Origin of the sequence: Gulosibacter sediminis (assembly GCF_023370115.1) — a bacterium.
Classification (GTDB): domain Bacteria; phylum Actinomycetota; class Actinomycetes; order Actinomycetales; family Microbacteriaceae; genus Gulosibacter; species Gulosibacter sediminis_A.
The window spans coordinates 262,734-284,967 of sequence record NZ_CP097160.1; the positions used below are offsets into that span (position 1 = coordinate 262,734).

The 22,234-nt window shown below is 65.9% G+C and carries 19 protein-coding genes; 12 read left to right on the forward strand and 7 right to left on the reverse strand.

Annotated elements, in window-relative coordinates:
* Window positions 1-68: 68 nt before the first annotated feature.
* On the reverse strand, window positions 69-3,596 hold the full coding sequence (locus tag M3M28_RS01125; protein WP_249387026.1) for a family 78 glycoside hydrolase catalytic domain: 3,528 nt from the start codon (window positions 3,594-3,596) through the stop codon (window positions 69-71).
* 341 nt (window positions 3,597-3,937) lie between these two features.
* Here M3M28_RS01125 and M3M28_RS01130 point away from each other — a divergent pair, with 341 nt between their 5' ends.
* The gene (locus tag M3M28_RS01130; RefSeq protein ID WP_249387027.1) at window positions 3,938-4,756 is read left to right on the forward strand and encodes a universal stress protein; all 819 of its coding nucleotides are present in this window, start codon (window positions 3,938-3,940) and stop codon (window positions 4,754-4,756) included.
* A gap of 13 nt (window positions 4,757-4,769) precedes the next feature.
* Here M3M28_RS01130 and M3M28_RS01135 read toward each other — a convergent pair whose 3' ends face one another.
* Window positions 4,770-5,237: a protease inhibitor I42 family protein gene (locus M3M28_RS01135; protein WP_249387028.1), complete on the reverse strand. Its 468-nt coding sequence runs from the start codon at window positions 5,235-5,237 to the stop codon at window positions 4,770-4,772.
* Window positions 5,238-5,299: 62 nt separating this feature from the next.
* On the opposite strand from M3M28_RS01135, the gene M3M28_RS01140 reads away from it, so the two are divergent.
* The 3 genes from M3M28_RS01140 (at window position 5,300) to M3M28_RS01150 (ending at window position 7,341) form a co-directional block, all read left to right on the forward strand.
* Window positions 5,300-5,902 carry a DUF3558 domain-containing protein gene (locus tag M3M28_RS01140; protein WP_249387029.1) on the forward strand — a complete coding sequence of 201 codons (603 nt, stop codon included), beginning with the start codon at window positions 5,300-5,302 and terminating at the stop codon, window positions 5,900-5,902.
* Window positions 5,903-6,014: 112 nt separating this feature from the next.
* Window positions 6,015-6,758, forward strand: coding sequence for a DUF2520 domain-containing protein (locus M3M28_RS01145; RefSeq protein WP_249387030.1), 744 nt, complete (start codon window positions 6,015-6,017; stop codon window positions 6,756-6,758).
* A 1-nt stretch (window position 6,759) separates the two neighbouring features.
* On the forward strand, window positions 6,760-7,341 hold the full coding sequence (locus M3M28_RS01150; protein WP_249387031.1) for a YdcF family protein: 582 nt from the start codon (window positions 6,760-6,762) through the stop codon (window positions 7,339-7,341).
* Window position 7,342: 1 nt separating this feature from the next.
* Here M3M28_RS01150 and M3M28_RS01155 read toward each other — a convergent pair whose 3' ends face one another.
* Together M3M28_RS01155 and M3M28_RS01160 are read right to left on the reverse strand one after the other, a co-directional pair.
* Window positions 7,343-9,142: a hypothetical protein gene (locus M3M28_RS01155; protein ID WP_249387032.1), complete on the reverse strand. Its 1,800-nt coding sequence runs from the start codon at window positions 9,140-9,142 to the stop codon at window positions 7,343-7,345.
* Window positions 9,143-9,269: 127 nt separating this feature from the next.
* A complete protein-coding gene (locus M3M28_RS01160) occupies window positions 9,270-10,103 on the reverse strand; it encodes an LppP/LprE family lipoprotein (RefSeq protein WP_249387033.1) in 834 nt (277 codons plus the stop codon).
* A 200-nt stretch (window positions 10,104-10,303) separates the two neighbouring features.
* Between M3M28_RS01160 and M3M28_RS01165 the strand changes: the two genes are divergently transcribed.
* The 4 genes from M3M28_RS01165 (at window position 10,304) to lysS (ending at window position 14,001) form a co-directional block, all read left to right on the forward strand.
* Entirely contained in the window at window positions 10,304-11,164 is an 861-nt protein-coding gene (locus M3M28_RS01165) for a hypothetical protein (RefSeq protein WP_249387034.1), read from the forward strand.
* Complete coding sequence (locus tag M3M28_RS01170) at window positions 11,165-11,389, forward strand: hypothetical protein (RefSeq protein WP_249387035.1); 225 nt, start codon at window positions 11,165-11,167, stop codon at window positions 11,387-11,389.
* Window positions 11,390-11,598: 209 nt separating this feature from the next.
* The gene (gene panC, locus M3M28_RS01175; RefSeq protein WP_249387036.1) at window positions 11,599-12,447 is read left to right on the forward strand and encodes a pantoate--beta-alanine ligase; all 849 of its coding nucleotides are present in this window, start codon (window positions 11,599-11,601) and stop codon (window positions 12,445-12,447) included.
* Between the two features lie 51 nt (window positions 12,448-12,498).
* Window positions 12,499-14,001, forward strand: a complete 1,503-nt coding sequence (lysS, locus tag M3M28_RS01180; RefSeq protein WP_249387037.1) for a lysine--tRNA ligase — start codon at window positions 12,499-12,501, stop codon at window positions 13,999-14,001.
* 52 nt (window positions 14,002-14,053) lie between these two features.
* On the opposite strand, the gene M3M28_RS01185 is transcribed toward lysS, so the two are convergent.
* A complete protein-coding gene (locus tag M3M28_RS01185) occupies window positions 14,054-14,674 on the reverse strand; it encodes an FHA domain-containing protein (protein WP_249387038.1) in 621 nt (206 codons plus the stop codon).
* Window positions 14,675-14,766: 92 nt separating this feature from the next.
* Window positions 14,767-15,672: an SDR family oxidoreductase gene (locus tag M3M28_RS01190; protein WP_249387962.1), complete on the reverse strand. Its 906-nt coding sequence runs from the start codon at window positions 15,670-15,672 to the stop codon at window positions 14,767-14,769.
* Window positions 15,673-15,903: 231 nt separating this feature from the next.
* On the opposite strand from M3M28_RS01190, the gene M3M28_RS01195 reads away from it, so the two are divergent.
* From M3M28_RS01195 to M3M28_RS01210, 4 genes are all read left to right on the forward strand, one after another.
* Window positions 15,904-16,092, forward strand: coding sequence for a hypothetical protein (locus tag M3M28_RS01195; RefSeq protein ID WP_125108038.1), 189 nt, complete (start codon window positions 15,904-15,906; stop codon window positions 16,090-16,092).
* A 183-nt stretch (window positions 16,093-16,275) separates the two neighbouring features.
* Window positions 16,276-17,376, forward strand: a complete 1,101-nt coding sequence (locus M3M28_RS01200) for a hypothetical protein (RefSeq protein ID WP_249387039.1) — start codon at window positions 16,276-16,278, stop codon at window positions 17,374-17,376.
* A 122-nt stretch (window positions 17,377-17,498) separates the two neighbouring features.
* Window positions 17,499-20,027, forward strand: a complete 2,529-nt coding sequence (locus M3M28_RS01205) for an ATP-dependent Clp protease ATP-binding subunit (RefSeq protein ID WP_249387040.1) — start codon at window positions 17,499-17,501, stop codon at window positions 20,025-20,027.
* 173 nt (window positions 20,028-20,200) lie between these two features.
* Window positions 20,201-21,169, forward strand: coding sequence for a D-2-hydroxyacid dehydrogenase (locus M3M28_RS01210; RefSeq protein ID WP_249387041.1), 969 nt, complete (start codon window positions 20,201-20,203; stop codon window positions 21,167-21,169).
* A gap of 13 nt (window positions 21,170-21,182) precedes the next feature.
* On the opposite strand, the gene M3M28_RS01215 is transcribed toward M3M28_RS01210, so the two are convergent.
* Complete coding sequence (locus tag M3M28_RS01215; RefSeq protein WP_249387042.1) at window positions 21,183-22,169, reverse strand: Lrp/AsnC family transcriptional regulator; 987 nt, start codon at window positions 22,167-22,169, stop codon at window positions 21,183-21,185.
* Window positions 22,170-22,234: the final 65 nt, after the last annotated feature.

Here is a 22,234-nt window from a genome sequence, read left to right on the forward strand (position 1 = left end):
GCGTCAAAGAAGGAGTACGGGAGGCGCGCGCGGGCGACGGCTACAGCGCTGCCGCCCACGCGCATCCGTTAGCCCTCCTGCAGCTCCCAGGGGCCCCACTGGTCGCCCGGGGCCTGGTTGCGGGTCCACCACTTCGCGACGTAGGTCTTACCGTCGTGCACCACGGTGTCGCCCGTGTCGTAGATGCGCGTCGGCGTCCACACCACGTTGCCGGCGTCGTCGACCTTGATCTCCTGCCACGGGCCGTAGGCGTCGCCCGGGGCCTGGTTGCGGGTCCACCACGACGCCTCCCAAGTCGAGCCGTTGTAGGTCACGGTGTCACCGTCGTTGTACGTGGCCGTCGCATCCCACGCCGGCGCGGGCTCGGGGCCCGGCTCATCCGTCGTCGGGTCGCAGACCGAGGTGAGGTTCGCGTCGCTCGCCGCATCGGAGCTGTTGCTCAGCGTGACGAGGTGGCAGCCTGCCGTGACGTCGTCGAGCACGACGTTGCCGCCGCTCGGAGTGACGTCGACCGCGTCGCCGTCGACGAACACCTGCGTCGTGCCGTCGGGCACGGGCACCGTCACCGACGCACTCGTGTTGCCCGGCACCTGCGCGATCACCGCGAGGTCGCCCGCGCTGTCGTGCGCGAAGCCCGCCCCGACCTCGCCCTTGACCGTCGGTACGGTCACGGTGCCGTAGTCGAGCGAACCCGGTTGCGGCGCGATCTCGAAGCTGCTGTAGCCCGCCTCGACCGGCTTGATGCCGAACAGGCCACTCGGCACGTGGAACGCGGGGCTTGCGGCCCAGGGGTGAGAGTAGGTGAGGTTGCTCTTCTGCGACTCATCCCACGCCTCGGCCGTGGCGCCGGCACCGCGGTTGATCATGTTCATCCAGCTCGACGTGCCGTCGGCCGAGAGCTGATCGATCGCCGCGTCGGCCTGGCCACCGTTGAACAACCCGGTGATCGAGAAGCCGGCGCAGTAGACGCTGCAGGCCATGTCGCGCGAGGCGACGTACTCGGCCACCGCGGCGGCGTGCTCGTCGTCAACCACGCCGAACGCGAGCGAGAACGCGCTCGCGTGCAGGGCGTAGTGGCCGGTGAGCGTGCCGTCGGCCGCCATGCCATCGTCGTAGCGGTTGTTGTCGGCGTCGAACAGGTACTCGTTCATGCCGTCGCGAATGCCGTCGGCGATGCCCTGGTAGGTCGTCGCGTCTTCGGGCTTGTCGAGCGCCGTCGCCATGTTCGCCATGTCGGTGTACGCGCGGTACGACAGGGCGTTGAGCACGGTGTTGTAGTAGCGGAACTCGTAGCCGTCGCGCTGGCTCGTCGGCCAGTCGACGATGTCGCAATCGGTCTGGCTGTTGCAGCCGTTCGAGCGGTTCGACTTGCCGATGAGGCCGGTGTCGTCGTTGAGCCACTCGGTGGGCAGCTTCTCGGCGAGGTTGTCGTAGTAGCTCGCGACCTGGCCGATGTTGCCGGTCTGCGCCCACGCGTCGTGCACCGCGAGCACCACGTAGATCGGCCACTCGGTCGGCCACGTGCGGTTGCTCTCGAAGTAATTCATCGAGTACTGCCCGAGCGAGAGGTCCTCCATGAGGTACAGCGTCGACATCTGCTGCAGGTACGCGTCGGCCTCGTAGTTCGTGCGCTCACGAGTCCACGAGTCGGTGTAGAAGTTCACGTTGAGCGCCTCAATCGAGTGCTTCGACAGCTCGTACACCTGGTTGAGGTTGTCGTTCGACGACGTGAACGACGAGGCCTCCTCGTTGAACGGATACACGAGCGCGAGCGCGCTGAGGTTCTCGGCCGTGATCGCCTCGGGCGCCCCGATGATCTCGACGTAGCGGAACACGCGCAGGCCCCACGTCTCAATCGTCTGCTCGCCGTCGCGCAGCGTGACGACGTCTTGGTACGTGTTGCCCGTGTTGAGCTGGTACTTCGCCGTCGTGCCGCCGGCCGTGGTGGGCACCTCGGCGAAGCGCAGGTCGACCTGCTGGCCGGCAGTGCCGTTCGCGAACGACAGGTTCACGCCGCCGATCCACGTTTCGCCGAAGTCGACGAAGTAGTGGCCGTCGCCGACCTCGGTGATGGATGCGGGGGCATGGAGTTGCTCCTCGACCTTCGCCGTCGGGGTCGCCTCGAGCTGCTCGAACTGCGTCTTCACCGTCGCCGGTTGCCACGCGCTGTCGTCAAAGCCCGCCTCGTCGAAGCCCGACGGGAAGTGCTGCAGGTCGAGGTTCTCCTTCGGCGCCGAGAAGTAGCCGGTGCCGATCGACCCGGCGTCGGGCCAGATCTCGCCGCCGGTGAGGGTCTGCCAGTCGTCGCCACTCGTGATGGTCTGCGTCGAACCGTCGGCGAAGTCGAGGCGCAGCATCGCGATGAAGCGCTGGTTCTTCTCGGCCTGTGTGTAGGCGATGACGCCGATGGCATTGTCGCCGCTCGTGACGAGGTCGGTCACGTCGAAGCCGTCGTAGCGGTTCTCGGCATCGATGTGGTTCGTCGGGCCGAGGCCCACGAACTCGCCGTTGACGTACGCCTTGTAGGCGTACTGCTTGTGGTCGCGGAAGTCGCCGGCGGTCGCGTAGAGCGTCGCCGCGACGAGGTCGTCCTGCTTCGGCGCGAAGTCGGTGCGCAGCAGCGCCCAGTCGTCGCTTTGCTCGGCGCTCGCGACGGTGCAGGCCTGGCTGTTCTTCACGAGGTAGTTGCCGCCCTCGATCGAGCCGCAGGTGAACGGGTTGCTCGAGGCGAAGTCGTTCGTGAGCAGCTCGGTGCCGTCGGCCGCCGTGACGGCGACGTCGTGCACCTGGCCCGCCTCCGAGCGGCCAGTGCGGAAGCCGATCGTGCCGTCGGCAGGCGCATCCGTGCTTTCGGTCGAGTCGACCTCGACGCCGTCAATCGAGGTGGTGACGGTCGCGCCCTCGACGGTGATCGCGATTTCGAGCGGCGTGTTCAGCGCGATGGTGCCGGCCGGCAGTTGCACCGCGGGGAGGGCGGCGTAGGCGCCGCTCTTCAGGGTGTGCGGCACGATCGTGTTGTTGTCGGCGCGGAACTGCCACATGAGGCCGTTGCCGCTGTCGGGCGAGCGGAAGAGCACGCCGAGCGCGGTCTGCGTGATCGTCACGTTCATCGTCGCCGTGTAGTCACCCCAGACCACCTGCTCGGAGTCGGGGAGGGACGCCCAGATCGCCTCGGCGTCGCCCCAGGTCGAGCCCGGCGCGGTGCCGAACCACGCGGTCTCGCTGCGGCCGCTCGACGCGTCATCCGCATCCCACGTCTCGACCGACCAGTAGTAGCGCTGGTTCGGGTTGAGCTCGGGGCCGGTGTACGGCACGTTCGTCTGCTCGGCCGAGGCGACCTTGCCCGAGTCCCAGGTGTCGCCCGTGCCCTGGGCCGCCGCCACCGCATCCGCGCTCACGACGATGCGGTAGGCGCTCTGCGTGGGACTGAGCACCTGCCACGAGAAGGATGGGCTGCTCAGGTCGTCGAGGTCGGCGGGCTCGGCGAGGCCGTTCACGCGCAGGCCGGCTGGCGCGGTGCTGCCCTCGTCGGCGCCGGCCGGTGGAATGTTGGCGAGCCACATCGGCAGCGTGAGCGCCAGCGCGAACACGCTCACGATCAATAAATAGATGGACCTCGGAACTCGACGGGCGGACAAAGGCATCGGCGCCTCCTGCTCGTAAATCGATTCAAAATCTGCGCGAAGCGACCCGCGGGCGCGGCACTCGGGCAGGAATTGGGGGATCGATGATTGGAAGCCGGCCGCAACGTTGCGACCGGCCCTTTCGACGATAGTCAATGTGAAACGATGCAACAAGTGTCGACGTGCTGTGGGTGGTCCGCGTGCGGTGGCGTGGCGTGAATTTTCACCCGAGCGGGCATAGCGTTGAAGTACCCCGAATCCAGGGGCACCCCGCGAGATGTACAGACCCATCACGCCTCATCGAGGAGGAAATCATGGCAAGTCGAATCGTCGTAGGAATCAATGGCTCGAGCGCTGATACGAGCGCCGTTGCTTGGGCCGCCACCGAGGTGGCGCGCGAGGGTGGCACGCTGCTGATCTTCAGCGTGATCGCGGCGGGTGGTGCCGGTGGCGAGCTCGAGCCCCGGGCGAAGGAGCTGCTCGCCGAGCACGCCGCGGCGGCGCGGGCGATCGCCCCCAACGCCGAGCTGCGCACCGAAGTGCACCACGCGAAGAGTCTGCCCGAGGGGTTCGAAGAGGTCTCGGCAGACGCCGACCTGCTCGTGATCGGACGCGACTCGCACGGCAGGCGCTCGCGCAGCCCCGGGGCTGTGCGCATCGCCGCCGCGAGCAAGGCACCCGTGGTCGCGGTGCCCGAGATCGACCTCGGCAACCGTCGTGGTGTTGTCGTCGGCACCGATGGCTCGGAGCCGTCGCGGCTCGCACTCGAGTTTGCGGCCTCGGTGGCGAACTCGCGCGAGGTGCCGCTCATTGCGGTGATCAGCTGGCAGCTCTCGGCCGGGCTCGGCTACGAGTACGCGTACGGCGAGGACTTCGCGAAGGCGACCGAGCGGTCAAGCGCGGAGGAGCTTGACCGCGCACTCGAGCCGATCGAGGCGAAATACCCGAACCTCGAGATTCAGCGCGTGGTGATGGAGGGGCACCCGGTGGATGTGCTGACGAAGGCGGCCGAGAAGGCGCGACTGCTCGTGGTCGGCACGCACGGCCGCGGCGCGTTCCGTCGCCTGCTGCTCGGCTCGGTGAGTCACGAGTTGCTGCAGGATGTGACGCTGCCGACCGTGATTGTGCGGTAGCTCGCGGCGGGGCTTACTCGACCTTGATAGTGAGCGTCGTGGAGCCCGGGCCCTCTGCCGGAGTGGTCGCGGTGCCACGGTAGCTGTACTGGAAGGTGACTGACGTCTCGCCAGTGCCGACCGCCTCGAAGTAGAGGGAGAACTCGGTGTCGCTGCCGGGCGCGACGGCGGTGGCGTTCGGGTCGCCGGGGCGCACCGTGCTTACGACGATGTCGGAGTCGGGCTGGGCCGTGATGCCCCATTCGTCGCCGATGCTCGTGTTGATGGTGCCGAAGTTGACCTCGAGCACGTCGCCCTCTGCCAACGTGACCTCGTCGTCGGTGTAGTCGGCCGTGACATCGACCGTGAAGTCGCCGTTGTTCTGGGCGTCGCCGTTCGCGTCGGTGGAGTCGGGGTCGCTCGCCTGCGCGCATCCGGTTACCGCGAGGGCGGCGATGGTGAGGGTGGTGGCGAGGGCGAGCAGCGACTTGGACTTCGGCATGCTGGGGAGTGTATCGAGGGCGGGTGGGAGGAGCCGCGTGCGCACATCGCCCCTGCGCGCGGATGCGCGGCAAGCTCGTTCCCGAGAGTGATGCGACCGCCTGCTGGTCGGGCGAGGATGAGGGCATGGAGCCTCGGCCGTTCTCGTTCCTCTCTCCCCGCCGCTCTCGCCTCGCGGGGATAGCCGCGTTCGCCGGCGCCGCGTTATCGCTCAGCGGCTGCTCGGTGCAGGAGGTGACGCACACGGTCAACGGTGAAGACGTCAGCGACGCCGAGCGTCCGCTCGCGGCCGACGAGATCGACGCCTGTACGGCCTTAAGCGACGAGACGCTCGAAGCGCTCGGGCTCGCCGAACTCGAGCCAGTCGAGCTGACGGCGGCCGACGCACCGGGCTGCGACTGGAGCGGCATCAACGACTACACGACGCCGTCGCTCGTTCTCTGGGTGACCGAACCCGAGACGCCGTCAGAGGACGACGAGATCGTGACGATCGACGGCGTCGACGTCAACGTGTGGTCGATCGCCGGCAACTCGGGGCGCTACGTCGCCTATTTCGACGACGTCACGCTCTCGGTGAACTACCTCGGCGCCGAGCTCGACATCGACGCGCACGACGCCCTCGAACTCGCGATGCGCGACGTGCTCGAGCACTACGGGCGGTCGTAGGGGCCGCAGCTCGCACGAACGACGAGCGCCGTCCACCGATTACTCGGCGACGGCGCTCGTCGCTGACGCTCGGTAGGATTGGCGGCGTTCGTGACGCCTCGGGAAAGCACGCATGACCTCTTTCGATTCCGCGCAGCAGCGCGATGGCCGGCTCGGCGTCGGCCTTGTTGGTGATGCGCCGTTCGGCCCGGTGTTTGCGGCCGGGCTCGCCGGTGCCGGGCACGCACTGATCGGCGTTGCCGTCAGCGACGGGTCGCCGGCCGAGCGGGTCGCCGCGATGCTGCCCGGCGCCGGTCGACTCACTGAGGCCCGGGTAATTGAGCGCTCCGAGCTCGTGATTCTGGCCGAACCTGCCGACCGACTCGAGGCGCGCATCCGCGAGCTCACCGAGCTTGGCGCGTGGGTGCCCGGGCAGCTTGTCGTGCACACGTGCGCCGAATTCGGCACCGCACCGCTTGGGAAGGCGTTGGATCGGGGCGTGATTCCGCTCGCGATTCACCCGGCGATCGACGTGACCGGCACCTCGCTCGACCTTGCTCGGTTGAAGGAGGGCTGGTGCGCGGTGACCGCGCCGCGGCCCGTGCTGCCGATCGCGCAGGCACTCGTCGTCGAGCTTGGCGCCGAGCCGGTCGTAATCGCCGAGGAGCATCGCGGTCGTTACGCCGAGGCGATCGAGACCGCGACGTCGTTCACGCGGTCGATCGTGCAGCAGTCGACGAGCATCCTCAGCGAGATCGGCGTCGAGCAGCCCGGCTTCGTGCTGTCGAGTCTCGTGCGCTCGGCCGCCGACAACGCGCTCGCGCAGGCGCAAGATCTCATCATTCCCGACGACCTCGACGACGCCGCGGGGCAGTAGCGTGGCCGCGGATGCGTGGCTGCGGCGGCTGTGGTGGCAGGCCGGGGCGACGCTCGCCGCGATGGTGATCGGCTTCGGCGCCGTCTACTTTTTGCCGGTGCGCACCGAGGCGCATGAGGTCGACGCGATCGTCGTGCTCGGCGTGCCGAATGAACGACTCGGGCATGCGCTCGAGCTGGTCGATCGGGGCTATGCCGACGTGCTCGTGGTGTCGTCGCCGGATCCATTGGTGGCGCCGTCGCGGGTGCCGTGGACGTGCCGCGAGCACGACTTCGGCGACACGCTCGACCTCAGCGATGGCGTCGAGGTGACGCAGTACTGCTTCACGCCCGAGCCGTTCGATACGCGCGGTGAGGCGCAGTACGTGTCGGCGCTCGCGGCGGAGCACGGGTGGGATGAGGTCATGGTCGTGACGTATCGCACCCACGTGAGCCGGGCGCGCTGGTACTTCGAGCGGTGCGCGCCGAACGTCGAGGCGTCGTTCATCGGCGTCACGCGGCCGTGGCAGCCGGGCCGCGTGCTCGAGCGCTTCGCCTACGAGACCGGCGCCTGGATGAAGGCGGCCGTCGTCGACCCCTGCTGATCTAGACGGGGTCGGACCACCAACGCGCGATGGAACCGGCGGCGAATACGTGGCGAATACGCCGACGATTCCAGGTAGTCGTTCGTGAAATCTCACGGAGGTACTCGCGTCGGAACATTCCGTCGAGCGCGTCCCCGGATTCGGACGCCAAAAGCTCACGAAGGTCTTGCTGCGCGCTCTCCAAGAACTGGGACTGCCAGTACGGAACGCCCATCGCGTTTGCACGTGCCAGGATCTCGTCGCGAGAGAGCTGGCTAGAGGCAGTTGACGTCGTTGATTCCGAAACTTGTCGTGGGACATCGACCCATTCGATGTTCGGGTGGTGGACGGTGAACGTGAGGTCTTCTGGCACCCGACGTTGTTCGGCGTACTTCGCGCCGCGGGGATTCTTGTCGAATGGGAGCTCCGCCAGATGGTGACCGAAAGTCTGGAGCACGTCGAATATCAGGACGTTTGCGTCGCGAGCTTCGGGGCCCAGCTGTCGTGCTGCTGCCACGGCATGAACTGAGTAGAGCGGGTTAGTTTCCACTCCCACGCGGTTCCACATGACGGCTTTCGCGCCCACGAGATAGCGGTTTCTGACGCTGAGATAAAGCGCGTTGCCGACGAAATCGAGAGGAACCCGCTGATCGGTGAGATCGCGCAACTTGGTGACGAGGTTATGAGCGAGCGTGTCAATGGCTTCGTTCGCAAGCAGGTCCTCCAGGCCCTTGCCCGCGACGTTTGACAAGACCTTCGCCTCGTCCCGCCACTCGGCCTTGTCGCGGGTGGGGAGCTTTCGGTAGAAGCTGCGCATGAGCTCGCCATAGCCACCTGCAGCAATCATGACGGGAAGCTCGTCTTCGTGTCCGGTCGGTCCTGCAGTCATTAGGCCGGCTGAGTACTTCAGCAGCGCAGCGCGCTGGGTAAACGTGTCGCCGATCGTCTTAGGAGTGAGGCCGCCAGAGCTTGCGCGTCGCAGACCGAATTGTCGGGACAGTGCGTCGGCAATGTCCCGGTCCGGAGAACCCGTGGGGCCGCTGCAGAAGAACAAGAATTCATTGGCATGCCCGGTTTCGAGGAGCGCGCCGAGGACCAACCGCGAGTCTTTGCCACCGGTCATGTGGCTGATCTTGACTGGGACATCCGCCGAGGCGAGTGCGCTCACCGACTCGAGAATGTCATTGCGCAGGGCAGTGACGGACTCAATGTACGGTCGGTCTTCTCTGAGCACCGCTGCCGACTGGTATTCGACGATGTGGACACCGTCGCTGTCGACGATGACGCCGTGGAAGATGGGCAGGCGGCGGCCACCTTCGAAGCTGGCTTCGGTCAATCCGCCGTTGCCCAGGACGAGCCGTTCGATCTGGTAGTCGCCACTGGGTTCTGGCCGGGCGCCGAGCTCGATCAACGTGCGCACAAGCTCCCGGTAGTCGGTTGACCATACGGTGAGACCGTCATACTCGTGGCGAAATAGTGAGGCGCCGCCGAGTGGATCCGGCAGCATCGCAAATTGCTCACGTTGGGCATCCCAGATACAGGCGCAGCCTGCTTGTTTTGCTCGATTCCCCCAATGGTGGACAGCGAAGTCGTTTAACTCTGCGCCGCGCCACGCCTCCAGAAGAGAATCTGCTCGAGTGTGCAGTTTGCCGTCGAGCAGAATTACTCCGTCGAGATCGACGGTGCCTCGTCGTCCGATTGCGTGCTTGTTTGGATTCTTGTTCCACCGAACATGAATCGCAGGCGACAACACTTCCGCATCGGTGACGCGAGGCGAGTGGCCAAGCGCGCCCGTGATGACGACAGTTGCGGGCTGAATCATCGGTTTCCCCCGGTCGAAAACGAATAAGGTCGGGCCTGTGGCTGGCTTCGGCTCACAATATCGGGCACAGGAGTACGGGCCATCCCTACAATCGGGCCAACGGCAGTCGATTACCGTTCAGCGCTTGTCATTCGGGCGGGAGGTCGCCGGTGTGGACGATGCTCTGGCTTGCTTCGTCCCAGGTGAAGACCGCGACCCCTTTGCCGCTGGCGTCGGCGTAGCCTTCGCCTTCGCCTTCGAGTGGCCACATGAACGTGACTTCGATCGAGTCGTCAGCAAGTCGCTCGGCCGTCGGCGAGTAGATCACGGGGTTCTCGGTCGCGGTGCCGAGGTACTCATCGTGGTGGAAGAGAATGACGTGCGCGGGCGTCGAGATCGTTCCGTGCTCGATGGTGACCGTCATCGACGATAGCTCCGCGCACGGGTCGTAGGTCTTCGCAGCCTCGGACAACGTGAACTCGTCCTTGAGCGACCAAGCCGACTCGTCATCCCCGTCGACATACGGTTCCAGCTCGCTGCCGTACTGACCGAGCACCTCGACCGCACTCAAGCCGCAAGCGCCGGTGGACGCGTCTGGAGTGGCCCAGTCGTTGTTAGACGAATTGATTTGGAAGATCGCGTTCGCGTTGAGGTTCTTCAGCGGCTGCAGCAAGTCTTCGACGGTGCCTTCGGTGAAATCACCGCCTTGAATGCCGTCGAGGGTGATGATCCAAGTCTCGCCGGAGAACACATAGACGACCTCGAGCGGATCGGCCGAACCCGCGCGGGAGACCGACAAGCTGAACCCGAAGGCGTCGTCGGTTCGGATCTCTAGAACGGAAGGGTCTTCGCGCAGCGCCGCGACGACCGGGGCCTGCGCGTCGGGGGATACCTCGAGCATCCACTCGTGCGCGGTGGTCTCATCGTCAAGGGGGTCGGCGCATCCCTGCACCTGCGTTGCAGCGCCAAGCGCGGCGGTCACCAGGTCTCCCTTGCCTGGGGGAATTGAACCTAGCCAATCACGAAACGGGGGAGGCCTAAGTCTCGGAGTCGAGGGCCGTGACGTCCGCAGTGTGGCGAGATTCCACTCGGAGTGTTCCCTGCCGTCCGAGGGCCGTTCTCGGCCGCGGTCTGCTGTGGATAACGCCGCAAGTCGCTGCGGCGCGTGGATAGGCTGATTCAGTGTTGAAGCGACCCTGGTCAAACAACCAGCTGAAGCGCGTCACTGCGGCTATTCGAGAGGGCCGCGAAGGTGACGTTGAACCCTCGTTTAGCGAGATCGCGGCCTGGTACGACTCACTCTTGAGTGAGTTGCAGAGCGACTTGTTGGCGTACCTGGAGGGTCATTGGATTGGGCCGGAGATCTTGTTCTCCGCTCGGGTGAAGACGATCGACACCTTGCGCGACAAACTAAGGCGTTACCCCAATCAGCGACTCAACACAGTGCGCGACATCATTGGCCTCAGAGTCGAAGCGGACGTTCATCTCAGACATCAAGACGCACTCGTGGAGCTCGTCAAGGCATGCTTCGAGGGGAAAGCTGAAGAGATTAGGACCATCGATTACCGACAGGTCGATCAATTTGGCTACCGGGCAGTTCATCTTGAGTTGATCTTTGGCGAACCGGTCCATGCGCGTGCGGAAGTGCAAATCCGGACGGCACTTCAGGGTGTGTGGGCGAACATCTATGAGCGTATGGCGGAGATTTTCGGGCGCGAGATCCGGTACAACGAGGCGGGCGAGATCGTCGAAAAATGGTCCATCATCAGGAAGATCCGTAAGTACTCGACCGAAGCCATCGCGAGGATTGAATCTGACTGGACGGGTGCTGACGAGTGGGATGTGCGGCTGCGAACAGATCCCGCATTCACCGAGATCAAGCGGAAATCTCCGGAACTAGAGGCTACGATCAAGAGTCAACTAGCGCATATGAACGACGCTAGACAGTCGATTTTGGAAGACTGGGCGAAGGTCGAGAGTGACCTCTTGGAGAGCCTGCAACAGGCCGAACAGCGCAACAGCCAGGAAAACGGGGGTGGATAGATGTCGAGCTTCCTCATTGTCTATAGCCGCTCAAGCGGCGAGGTCCACCTGCGTCAGTTCGATGGCCCGAATGCTTCCCGCGAGGCGCTCGAGGAGCGGTTCCGTCTCGAGGCTGAGCGGCAGAGTCGCGACACTGAGATCGTCGTACTGAACAGTGACTCCGAGGCCTCCATCCGTCGTACCCATCGGCGCTACTTCCTGCGCGAACAAGCGCAAAGCGCCTAGCTTCCACCTCTTTCAGCCGAGAACTTGGACGAACTCCGAGGAAACGCCGGTTTGAACGGGCTCAGCCCGTTCAAACCAGCAGAATCTCGGAGTTCGTCCGAGATCTGGAGCGAGACCGCCACCTCACGCATGGTTCGGGGCCGTTGCAGGCGCCCACGGGCGGCCCGCGCAGCGCGATGCGGCGCCGCCGACCGCTCTAGACTCGTCTGGTGACAGAAATCCTCGACCTCGCAGGGCTTCGCGCGCTGCGCCACGGCGTCGGCAGCCCCGATCTCGGCCGCGTCGCCCTCGTGCCGACTATGGGCGCCCTCCACGACGGGCACCTCGCGCTCATCAACCTCGCGCAGCAGCATGCCGACACCGTGATCGTCTCGATCTTCGTCAACCCGCTGCAGTTCGGCCCCAACGAAGACCTCGACCGCTACCCGCGCCCCTTCAACCACGACCTCGCGAAGCTCGAGGCCGCCGGCGTGCAGTACGTCTTCCACCCGACGACAGAAGAGATGTACCCGAACTGGCCCGCGACGACGACCGTGTCGGCGGGGGAGGCCGGGCGCATTCTCGAGGGCGTCACCCGGCCCGGCCACTTCGACGGGGTGCTCACCGTCGTCGCGAAATTGTTCATCCTCGCCCATCCCGACCTCGCGGTCTTCGGCGAGAAGGATGCGCAGCAGCTCGCCCTCGTGCGCCGCATGGTGCGCGAACTCCATCTCCCACTCGAGATCGTCGCCCAGCCGATCGTGCGCGAAGCCGACGGCCTCGCCCTCTCGAGCCGCAACGCGTTCCTCGAAGGCGACGACCGCACCCGCGCCCTCACGCTCTCGCGGGCGCTGCAGGCGGCCGAAGCCAGCGCATCCGCCGGGCCCGCCGCCGCGAAGCAGGCCGGCCTCGCCGTGTACGCCGACGAACCGCTGGCTAGCATGGACTACCTAGAGCTCGTTGACCCCGACACCTTCGCGCCGGTGGCCGACGACTACCGCGGCGAGGTGCTCGCACTCACCGCCGCGCGAGTCGGACCAACCCGACTCATCGACAACCGTTCTTTCCGCGTCGGCTGACCGCCCGACGCATCCACCGCATCCGCCCCGCCCGATCAGCAAGGAGCACGCATGGCCGACAGCCAGGAGCACGAACTCACCGCCGAGGAATTCTCGGAGCAGACGCAGGTTCGCCTCGACAAGCGCGCCCGCATGATCGAGGAGGGGCTCACGCCCTACCCGCTCGAGCTGCCGATCTCAGACACGATCGACAACATCGTCGCGAACAACCAGGGCCTCGAGGCCGACGTGCGCACCGGCGTGATCGCCGGCGTCGTTGGCCGCGTCATGCACATTCGCAACACGGGCAAGCTCGCGTTCGCGGCGGTGCAGTCGGGCGCCGGCGCGAAGATTCAGGCGATGCTGTCGCTCGCCGAGGTGGGCGAGGAGGCGCTCGCGCGCTGGAAGGAATTCGTCGACCTCGGCGACCTCGTGTTCGTGAAGGGCGAGGTCATCACGTCGCGCCGCGGCGAGCTGTCGATCATGGCGACCGAGTGGCAGATGGCGTCGAAGTCGCTGCGCCCGCTGCCGACGCTGCACCGCGAGCTCAACGAGGAAACCCGCGTGCGCCAGCGCTACCTCGACCTCATCACGCGCCCCGCCGCGCGCCAGATGGTCGAGACGCGTGCCGCGGTGAACGCGTCGCTGCGCTCGACGTTCGCGCACCACAAGTTCCTCGAGGTCGAGACGCCGATGCTGCAGGTCATGCACGGCGGCGCCGCGGCCCGCCCGTTCGTGACGCACTCGAACGCTTTCGACACCGAGCTGTTCCTGCGCATCGCGCCCGAGCTCTACCTCAAGCGCGCGCTCGTCGGTGGGCTCGAGCGAGTGTTCGAGATCAACCGCAACTTCCGCAACGAGGGCGCCGACTCGACGCACTCGCCCGAGTTCGCGATGCTCGAGGCGTACATGTCGTTCGGCGACTACAACTCGATCGCCGACGTGACGCAGGAGCTCATTCAGAACGCGGCGAAGGCCGTGTCGGAGGACGGCTCGGCCGTCGTCACCTGGGCCGACGGCACGAAGTTCGACCTCGGCGGCGAGTGGCCGCGCGTGTCGATGTACGAGTCGCTCAGCGAGAAGTCGGGCGTCACTGTCACCCCCGACACCACGGTCGATGAGCTCGTTGCGCTCGCCGAGCGCGAGGGCGTCGAGGTGAAGCTGCCGAACCACGGCAAGCTCGTCGAAGAGCTCTGGGAGCACTTCGTGAAGGGTGAGCTCGAGCGCCCGACGTTCGTCATGGACTTCCCCGTCGAAACCTCGCCGCTCACCGCCGCGCACCGCTCGAAGCCCGGCGTGGTCGAGAAGTGGGACCTCTACGTGCGCGGCTTCGAGCTGGCCACCGGCTACTCGGAGCTCATCGACCCCGTCGACCAGCGCAACCGCTTCGTCGAGCAGGCCCGCGAGGCCGCCCGCGGCGACGACGAGGCGATGCGCCTCGACGAGGACTTCCTCGCCGCGCTCGAGTACGCGATGCCGCCGGCAGGTGGCATGGGCATGGGCATCGACCGCCTGCTCATGGCGCTCACCGGCCTCGGCATTCGCGAGACGGTGCTGTTCCCGCTCGTGAAGTAGGCGTCTGACCAGACGATTCGTGCGGTTGCCCTTTCGCACGAACCGCGTTCGCCTAGTGTTGCTCGCGCGGCGAACGCTCCTCGTCAACGACAGGTGGTGCCCCATCGTGGGTCGACCGCTCGGCGGCCCTTGCGGCTTCGTGCGCCGGACGATAGTCGGGCGGCGGCGCCTGCTGTGGCTGTTTCTCTCCCTCGCCCCCACCTCGGCCGCCGAACGGCCGGCCGTGGTCGGCGTACTCCGCGCGCTGGAAAACGAACCCGAGCTCGCGGATCTTGAAACCCGAGCCGTGACGCAAGCGCGCCCCTGTCGGGGCGTCGTCGGTGGGGGAAGCCTCACCCGCCGACGGGGTGGTCGTTTCGCCGATCGAGTCGAGTACGTACTCGTCGGTTTCGGTGTGCGTGATTCGCGCGTGGTGAGGCAACAGGCCCGGCAACTCAATGTCGTTGTCCGGCGCGGAACCGATCGTCGTCACTTCACGGGTGAGGGGGAACTCGGCCCCGCCACCCTCAACGCCCGTCATGACGAGGTGTGGATGCCCCGCGCCGTATGAGCTGTGGGTACCGTTGCCGGCTTCAGCATCTTCAGGCGGCGCCGGATGCGGTGGATGCGTGAATTGGTTATCCGCAAAATCGGGGTGTCGCTCGCGGTTCACGTGTCGGTCGGAGTTCTGCATCGAAACCACCTCGGATCAATCTCGTGGGAGTCAGGTTGGCTGGGTCCAGTATCTGAATAGGGAAGGGGCGCTTGGCCTTACGCATCGCATGGTTAAGGCGAGGGCTGGCCGCCATTTACGTTCAACGTCTCGCCGATGACGAAGCTGGACTCGGGCGACGCGAGGAAGACGAATGCCGGGGCAACCTCGGTGGGTTGGCCGGCTCGCCCGAGAGGGGTGTTCTTACCGAACTCCGGGAGTTTTTCTTTCGGCTGGCCGTCGGAAACTTGAAGCACTGTCCACACCGGTCCAGGCGCGACGGCATTGACACGGATCCCTTTCGGTGCGAGTTGCTGCGAAAGGCCCTTTGAAAAGTTGTTGATCGCCGCCTTCGTCGCCGCATAGTCGAGCAGCGTCGGTGACGGCTTGTACGCCTGGATCGAAGTCGTGTTGATGATCGTTGAGCCCGGTTGCAGGTAAGGGACCGCTGCCTTGCACACGCGGTAGATCGCGTGGATGTTCGTCTCGAATGTGGTGGTCCACTGCTCGTCGGTGAGGTCGCCGAGCTCTTCGACGGCGATCTGCCGACCGGCGTTGTTGACGAGAATATCGAGCCCCCCAAGCTCAGCCATTGCCTGCTCGACCACGGTGGTGCAGAACTCTCGGTCGGTGAGGTCGCCAGGAATCAAGACTCCGCGGCGGGCACTGGACTCGATGAATTCCTTGATTTCGAGCGCATCGACCTCCTCTTCTGGGAGGTATGAGAGAGCGACATCGGCGCCCTCGCGCGCGAACGCAATCGCCACGGCTGCGCCGATTCCCGAATCTGCGCCGGTGATGAGTGCCTTGCGGCCAGTGAGGCGACCCGTGCCGCGGTAGGAGTGTTCGCCGCGGTCGGCTTGTGGCGTGAGGTCTTGGTCGAGCCCCGGCTCAGGCTGATCTTGCACCGGCGGGCTGATTGACTCATATCGAGTTACCGGGTTCTGGAAGGTGAGCTGGTCGGTCTGTTGTGTAGCCAAGAGGGCCACCTCTCTCGTCAAGACGGCGCCGGAGTGCGCTCGCACTCTTCACCCGATCAGCCCTGCCTCGGAATGTGCCTCCAATGCTCCGCTGATGCACAGGTGGCACACATGTGTCTGGATGCATCGGCGCCAGCTACGAGAGGCGTGCACCTCGCAGTCTCGGTCGATGCGCGCCGCCGCATTCGCGTCGTGTGCGGAGGCGTTGAAGAGCGGTATCATTGGTGCGTTATGGACGCAGCTTGGTGGTGGAACGCGATTTGGTCGGTGATTCCGACGATCGTCATTGGCGCCATGTTCGGGCTCATCATCTACGCAGCCCTCAACGCCGACCGCAAGGTGCGCCAGGAGCGCAAGAGCATCGAGGTCGAGGAGCGCGAGCGCTTCGAGGCCGAACGCGCTCGCCGCGCCGAAAGCTAGGCATCCCGCGCGGCTCGAGCCGCGCATCCCGCCGCGCGAGAGCACGCGACGGCAGCCACGGTGAGCGGACGTTCGGCGAAACACCAGGTGACACTCTGGTCGCGGTCGTACGCTGCTGAGGTCTCGCGGACGTCAACTTGTTCGCGAGATTTCACGTGACTGGCTGCCGGAGGAGGGATGCGCATGCGCAGGTTCCTCATCGGTGTCGCCGCAGCGCTCGGGTCGGCTTTGACGCTGGCCAATCTCACGGGCTGCGCCGCCGCAGAAGAGCCGGGCACGCTGCAGAACAACAATCCACTCGGCAACTACGTGAACCAACTGCGCGAGCTGCCGGGCGTTGAATCGGCCACCCTCGGCATCACGGGGCAGCAGACCGACGTCTACGGGCTCAACGTGACGCTCACCGACGACATCACGACCGAAGAGCTCTCGACGGTCGGCTCAGAGGCCGCGAACTTCACGACCATTACCTCGGATGCGGGGCTCACCGCATCCCAGCCGAAACTCAAGCGCGGCGAGTCGAGCTTCGAATACTTCGACAACCTCGACGGCGACGCGCTCACCGCGCAGCTTGCCTACTGGATGCACCTGCAGCTCGACGGCATCGACTCGGTCGCGATGAGCGGCTACACCGAGCGCATCTCGACGCTGCAGAGCGACCCGACCACGTCGCCGACGCCCGACCCGCGCTACGTCGCGATCGAGCTACCCGCCGACGCCGACGCCGATGTGGCCGACTCGATCGTCGCGCAGCTGCGCCAAGTGACCGACCCCGGTGCCGAGTCGGGCCAGTGGGACCTCGTCGTGCCGAGCGCGCACTTCAAGGGCGAATTTCACGACGCGAAATTCCCGAGCGTTACCGAGTACGGCTACCTCTCGACGGTCGCATCGACGTTCATGCCGGTCGACGACCTCGCGAGCGCCGAGGTGTCGTACTACCCCGACCACGACGTGCCGCTGCAGATCGAGGTGGTCTCGTTCGACAGCGAGACCGACAACCTCACGGCCGAAGAGGCCGATGTCGCGTTCCAGCAGACCGCGATTTGGGAGCAGCTCGCGCCGCTCATGGAAGACCTCGCCGATCACGTGAACTATCAGGTTGAGGTGCTCGGCAACCCACTCAGCGACGGCGGCAACTTCAAGCTCGACTTCACGGTGTCGGACTGCGCGTTCACCGGCGACTCGACGTGGCCCGAATCGTCGGCCGCACTCGGCGAAATCTGGCAGCACGCGATGAAGCATTCGAGCGCGAAGTGCTCGCCCGAGGTCGTACCCAGCCCCTAGCTGGGTGAGTGCACGCCGACGGCGAACAGGGGCGCGAAAGTCAGGAACCCCCGTTTAGTCTCGTAGCAACTGGCACGGCTGTACCCGAATCGGCACAGCAACCAGCCCGAAGGAGACGCCTGATGTTTGAACGCTTTACCGACCGCGCTCGGCGCGTGATCGTGCTCGCCCAGGAAGAGGCGAAGCTGCTCAACCACAACTACATCGGCACCGAGCACCTGCTGCTTGGGCTGATCCACGAGGGCGACGGGGTCGCAGCCAAGGCCCTGGAGTCACTCGGTATTTCACTCGAGGCCGTTCGCGACCAGGTACAGGACATCATTGGCAAGGGGCAGCAGAAGCCCGGCAGCCACATTCCTTTTACCCCGCGGGCAAAGAAGGTGCTCGAGCTTTCGCTGCGCGAAGCGCTGCAGCTTGGCCACAACTACATCGGCACCGAGCACATCCTGCTCGGCCTCATCCGCGAGGGTGAGGGCGTTGCGGCGCAGGTGCTGGTGAAGCTTGGCGCCGACCTCAACTCGGTGCGCCAGCAGGTCATTCAGCTGCTCGCCGGCTACCAGGGCAAGGAGCCGGTCGCGGCCGGCCCCGAGGGCGCCACGTCGTCGAACAACCCGCAGGGCTCTGCGGTGCTCGACCAGTTTGGCGAGAACCTCACGCAGATGGCCCGCGACAGCAAGCTCGACCCGGTCATCGGCCGCGAGAAGGAAATCGAGCGCGTGATGCAGATTCTGTCGCGCCGCACGAAGAACAACCCCGTGCTGATCGGTGAACCCGGCGTCGGTAAGACCGCCGTGGTCGAGGGCCTCGCGCAGGCTATCGTGAACAACGAGGTGCCCGAGACGCTGAAGGACAAGCAGGTGTACGCGCTTGACCTCGGCTCGCTCATCGCCGGCTCGCGCTACCGCGGTGACTTTGAGGAACGCCTCAAGAAGGTCACCAAGGAGATCAAGAACCGCGGCGACATCATCGTGTTCATCGACGAGATCCACACCCTCGTGGGTGCTGGCTCGGCCGAGGGCGCGATCGACGCCGCGAACATCCTCAAGCCGATGCTCGCGCGCGGTGAGATGCAGACCATTGGTGCGACGACGCTCGACGAGTACAAGAAGCACTTTGAGAAGGACGCCGCGCTTGAGCGCCGTTTCCAGTCGGTGATCGTCGACGAGCCGTCGGCGCAGCACACGATCAACATTCTCAAGGGGCTCCGCGACAAGTACGAGGCGTTCCACAAGGTCACCATCACCGACGAAGCGATCGTCGCTGCGGTGCAGCTCTCCGACCGCTACGTGAGCGACCGCCAGCTGCCCGACAAGGCCATCGACCTCATCGACGAAGCGGGCGCACGCCTGCGCCTGTCGGTGCTGTCGTCGCCGCCCGAGCTGCGCGAACTTGACGAGAAGATCGCCAAGGTGCGCGCCGACAAGGAGGAGGCGATCGATGTTCAGGACTTCGAGAAGGCCGCCTCGCTGCGCGACGACGAGAAGCAGCTGCTCGGCGAGCGCCTGCGCCTCGAGAAGCAGTGGAAGGCTGGCGAGGTCAAGGCGACCGGCACCGTTGACGCGGGCCTGATCGCCGAGGTGCTCGCACAGGCCACCGGCATCCCGGTCTACAAGCTCACCGAAGAAGAGACCGCTCGCCTCGTGTTCATGGAAGAGGCGCTGCACCAGCGCGTCATCGGCCAGGAAGACGCAGTCAAGGCGCTCTCGCGCACGATCCGCCGCACCCGCGCCGGCCTCAAGGACCCGAACCGCCCCTCGGGCTCGTTCATCTTCGCTGGCCCGACCGGTGTTGGTAAGACCGAGCTCGCGAAGGCGCTCGCGGAGTTCCTGTTCGACGACGAGTCAGCGCTGATCACCCTCGATATGTCGGAGTTCGGCGAGAAGCACACGGTCTCGCGACTGTTCGGTGCCCCTCCCGGATTCGTCGGCTTCGAAGAGGGCGGCCAGCTCACCGAGAAGGTGCGCCGCAAGCCGTTCTCGGTGGTGCTGTTCGACGAGATCGAGAAGGCTCACCCCGACATCTTCAACTCGCTGCTGCAGATTCTTGAAGAGGGTCGTCTCACTGACGGCCAGGGCCGCGTGGTCGACTTCAAGAACACCGTGATCATCATGACCACGAACCTCGGCACGAAGGACATCACGGGTGGCCCCGTCGGCTTCCAGATCGAGGGCGACACGACGACCTCGTACGAGCGGATGAAGGGCAAGGTGAACGAAGAGCTCAAGAAGCACTTCAAGCCCGAGTTCCTCAACCGTGTCGACGACACCATCGTGTTCCCGCAGCTCTCGCCGAAGGAACTCCTCGAGATTGTCGACCTGTTCACGAAGCGTCTGGCCGACCGGATGCTCGATCAGGACATGACCGTCGAGCTCACCGGCCCCGCCAAGGAGCAGCTGATCAAGGTCGGCTACGACCCGGCACTTGGTGCCCGCCCGCTGCGTCGCGCGATGCAGCAGGAAGTCGAGGACCAGCTGTCGGAGCTCATCCTGCGCGGCGAGCTGCGCGGTGGCGACCACGTCACGGTGAACTTCGGCGAAGGTAAGTTCGACTTCGACGTGAAGCGTCCCGAGCGCCAGGCGGTTGGTGTGACGGCCGGTGAAACGGCCGCCAGCAATGCCGAAGCTGGCGTCACGACGAGCACCGACGAGTAGGTAGTTCGCTCGGCATGCAGGCCCGGTCACCCCGATGGGTGACCGGGCCTGCTGCTCTTTCCGGGTTAGCGGGGGAATGTTGCGGGCGCGTAAGGGCCTGCTAGGGGTAACTGGATAACTGTTATACGATCGCTCGGTGGCTGCCAATGTGGGTGGGTCCGAGAGGAGCGGCAATGAAACCGATGGTGCTGGTGGCGGTGGCGGATGCTGCAGAGCCGCCGCCGGAGTTGGCGCGGCTCGAGCGCGACCTCACGCCCCACTACGTCTCGACTCCCGAGGAGTACCGGGCGGTGCTGGCCGACGCGAAGGTGCTGCTCGTCTGGGATCTCCAGACGAAGCTCGTGCACGAGTGCGGCCCGGGCAAGGTCGAGTGGATTCACACGAACAGCCTCGGCGTGAACGCGGTCGCGACGGCCGAGGTCGCCGACTCGGTCACGGTGACGAACACCCAGGGCCTCTTCGAACAGCCAATGGCCGAGTTCGTGCTCGCGAGCATCCTCTATCGCGCGAAGGGGCTCGACCGTCTGCTCGCACACCAGCGCGGCAAGGTGTGGGACCAGCAGCCGACGAGTCGCATCGCCGGCCGGCGCGCGCTCGTGGTCGGCGCCGGGGGAGTGGGCCGCACGATCGCCGAGCTGCTGCGCGCCACCGGTATCGACGTCGCGATCATCGGGCGCACGCGGCGCGAAGAACCAGATGCTCGGGGCGGCACCCGGGTCGTCCACGGCATCGACGAGCTCCACGAGCTGCTGCCGGGTGCCGACGACATCGTGCTCGCGGCGCCCCTCACCGAGGCGACGCGGGGCCTCATCGGGCTGGCCGAGCTGGCGCTCATGAAGCAGAGCGCCCACCTCATCAACGTTGGCCGCGGCGGGCTGGTCGACGAGGCGGCCCTCATCGACGCGCTGCGCTGCGGTGCACCCGCCGCGGCGACGCTCGACGTGTTCGCGCAGGAACCGTTGCCGCCCGAAAGTCCACTTTGGGAGATGGAGCAGGTGCTCGTCTCACCGCACCAGTCGGCCGACACGATCGGCTGGCGCGACGCGGCGGTCGAGCTATTCCTCGAGAACTATGCGCGGCATCGAGCGGGTGAGCCGTTGAGCAACGTCGTCAACGTCGGCGCGCTTCGCGTCGACGGCTAGGCCGGTGCGCCGCCTAGCTTGCGGCGTGGTCGCCGAACAGCCAGTCGGGGCCCGCGATCGGGCCGTAGACGCCGTCGTTGATGGTGTTCCACACGCGCTTGTGCGTCGCCGACTCGACCAGAATCTCGAAGCCGCGAATGCCCGGCAGCGTGCCGAGCACATCCGTCATGAACGTGAAGGTGTCGGTGTGGTGGGGCAGCACGAACTGGCCGAGGATGTTGCTGCTGCCGGTCGTCGCGAAGAGCGTCTTGGTCGATGGGTGCTCTGCGAGAATCGGCGCCGCCTGCGTGAGGGAGGCAGGGTCGACGTTGAGCAACGCCCAGAACGACGTCTCGAAGCCGAGCAGGGCCGGCTCGACGAGCACGCGCAGCGACACGAGGTCGCGCTGGAACATGTCGTCGACGATCTTGCGGGTGGTGTTCTCGGATTTGCCGAGCAGCTTCGCGAGCGCGGCGTGCGGCGTGCGGCCGTCAGGCAGCAGTGCCGAGAGGGCCTTCGCCTGCTCGGGGGTGAGCTGGAGCGGATCGCCCGGCGCGGCGGTGTCGATGCGGCGGGCTGCGTTCGGCAGCCAGTCCTGGCCGGAGGTGTAGGTGTGGGCGACGACGAAGCTCTCCGACGTGACGTCGAACTTCTGCGAGATGTCGGTGAGGATGCGCTGCAGGTCGGCGAGCGAGCGGGGCACGATCTCAGCGAGCACGTCGCCCGAGCCGACGGTGGAGGCGGCGAAGCGCACGTGTGGATGTTGCTGCAGGTGCTGGGCGAACTCGGGCGTCAGCGCGTCGCGGCCGACATACTTCGCGATCGCGGGTGGGCCGAAGCCGAGCCGTGAGACGTCGGTGCGGCCGATGACCCGCACGAGGCCCTGCGACGACAGCGATTCGTAGCGGCGCCGTACCGTGCTGGTCGAACTCCCGATCTCCTCGGCGATCTTTGCCCAGGAGGAGCGTCCGTCGGCGTACAGCGCGCCGAGGATCTGGCGATCTAGCTCATCAAGCTCCATGAACAGATCCTTCCATGTCGCGGCCTGTTGTGCAACAGATCCGCAAGCACAATCAAGTGAGCGCG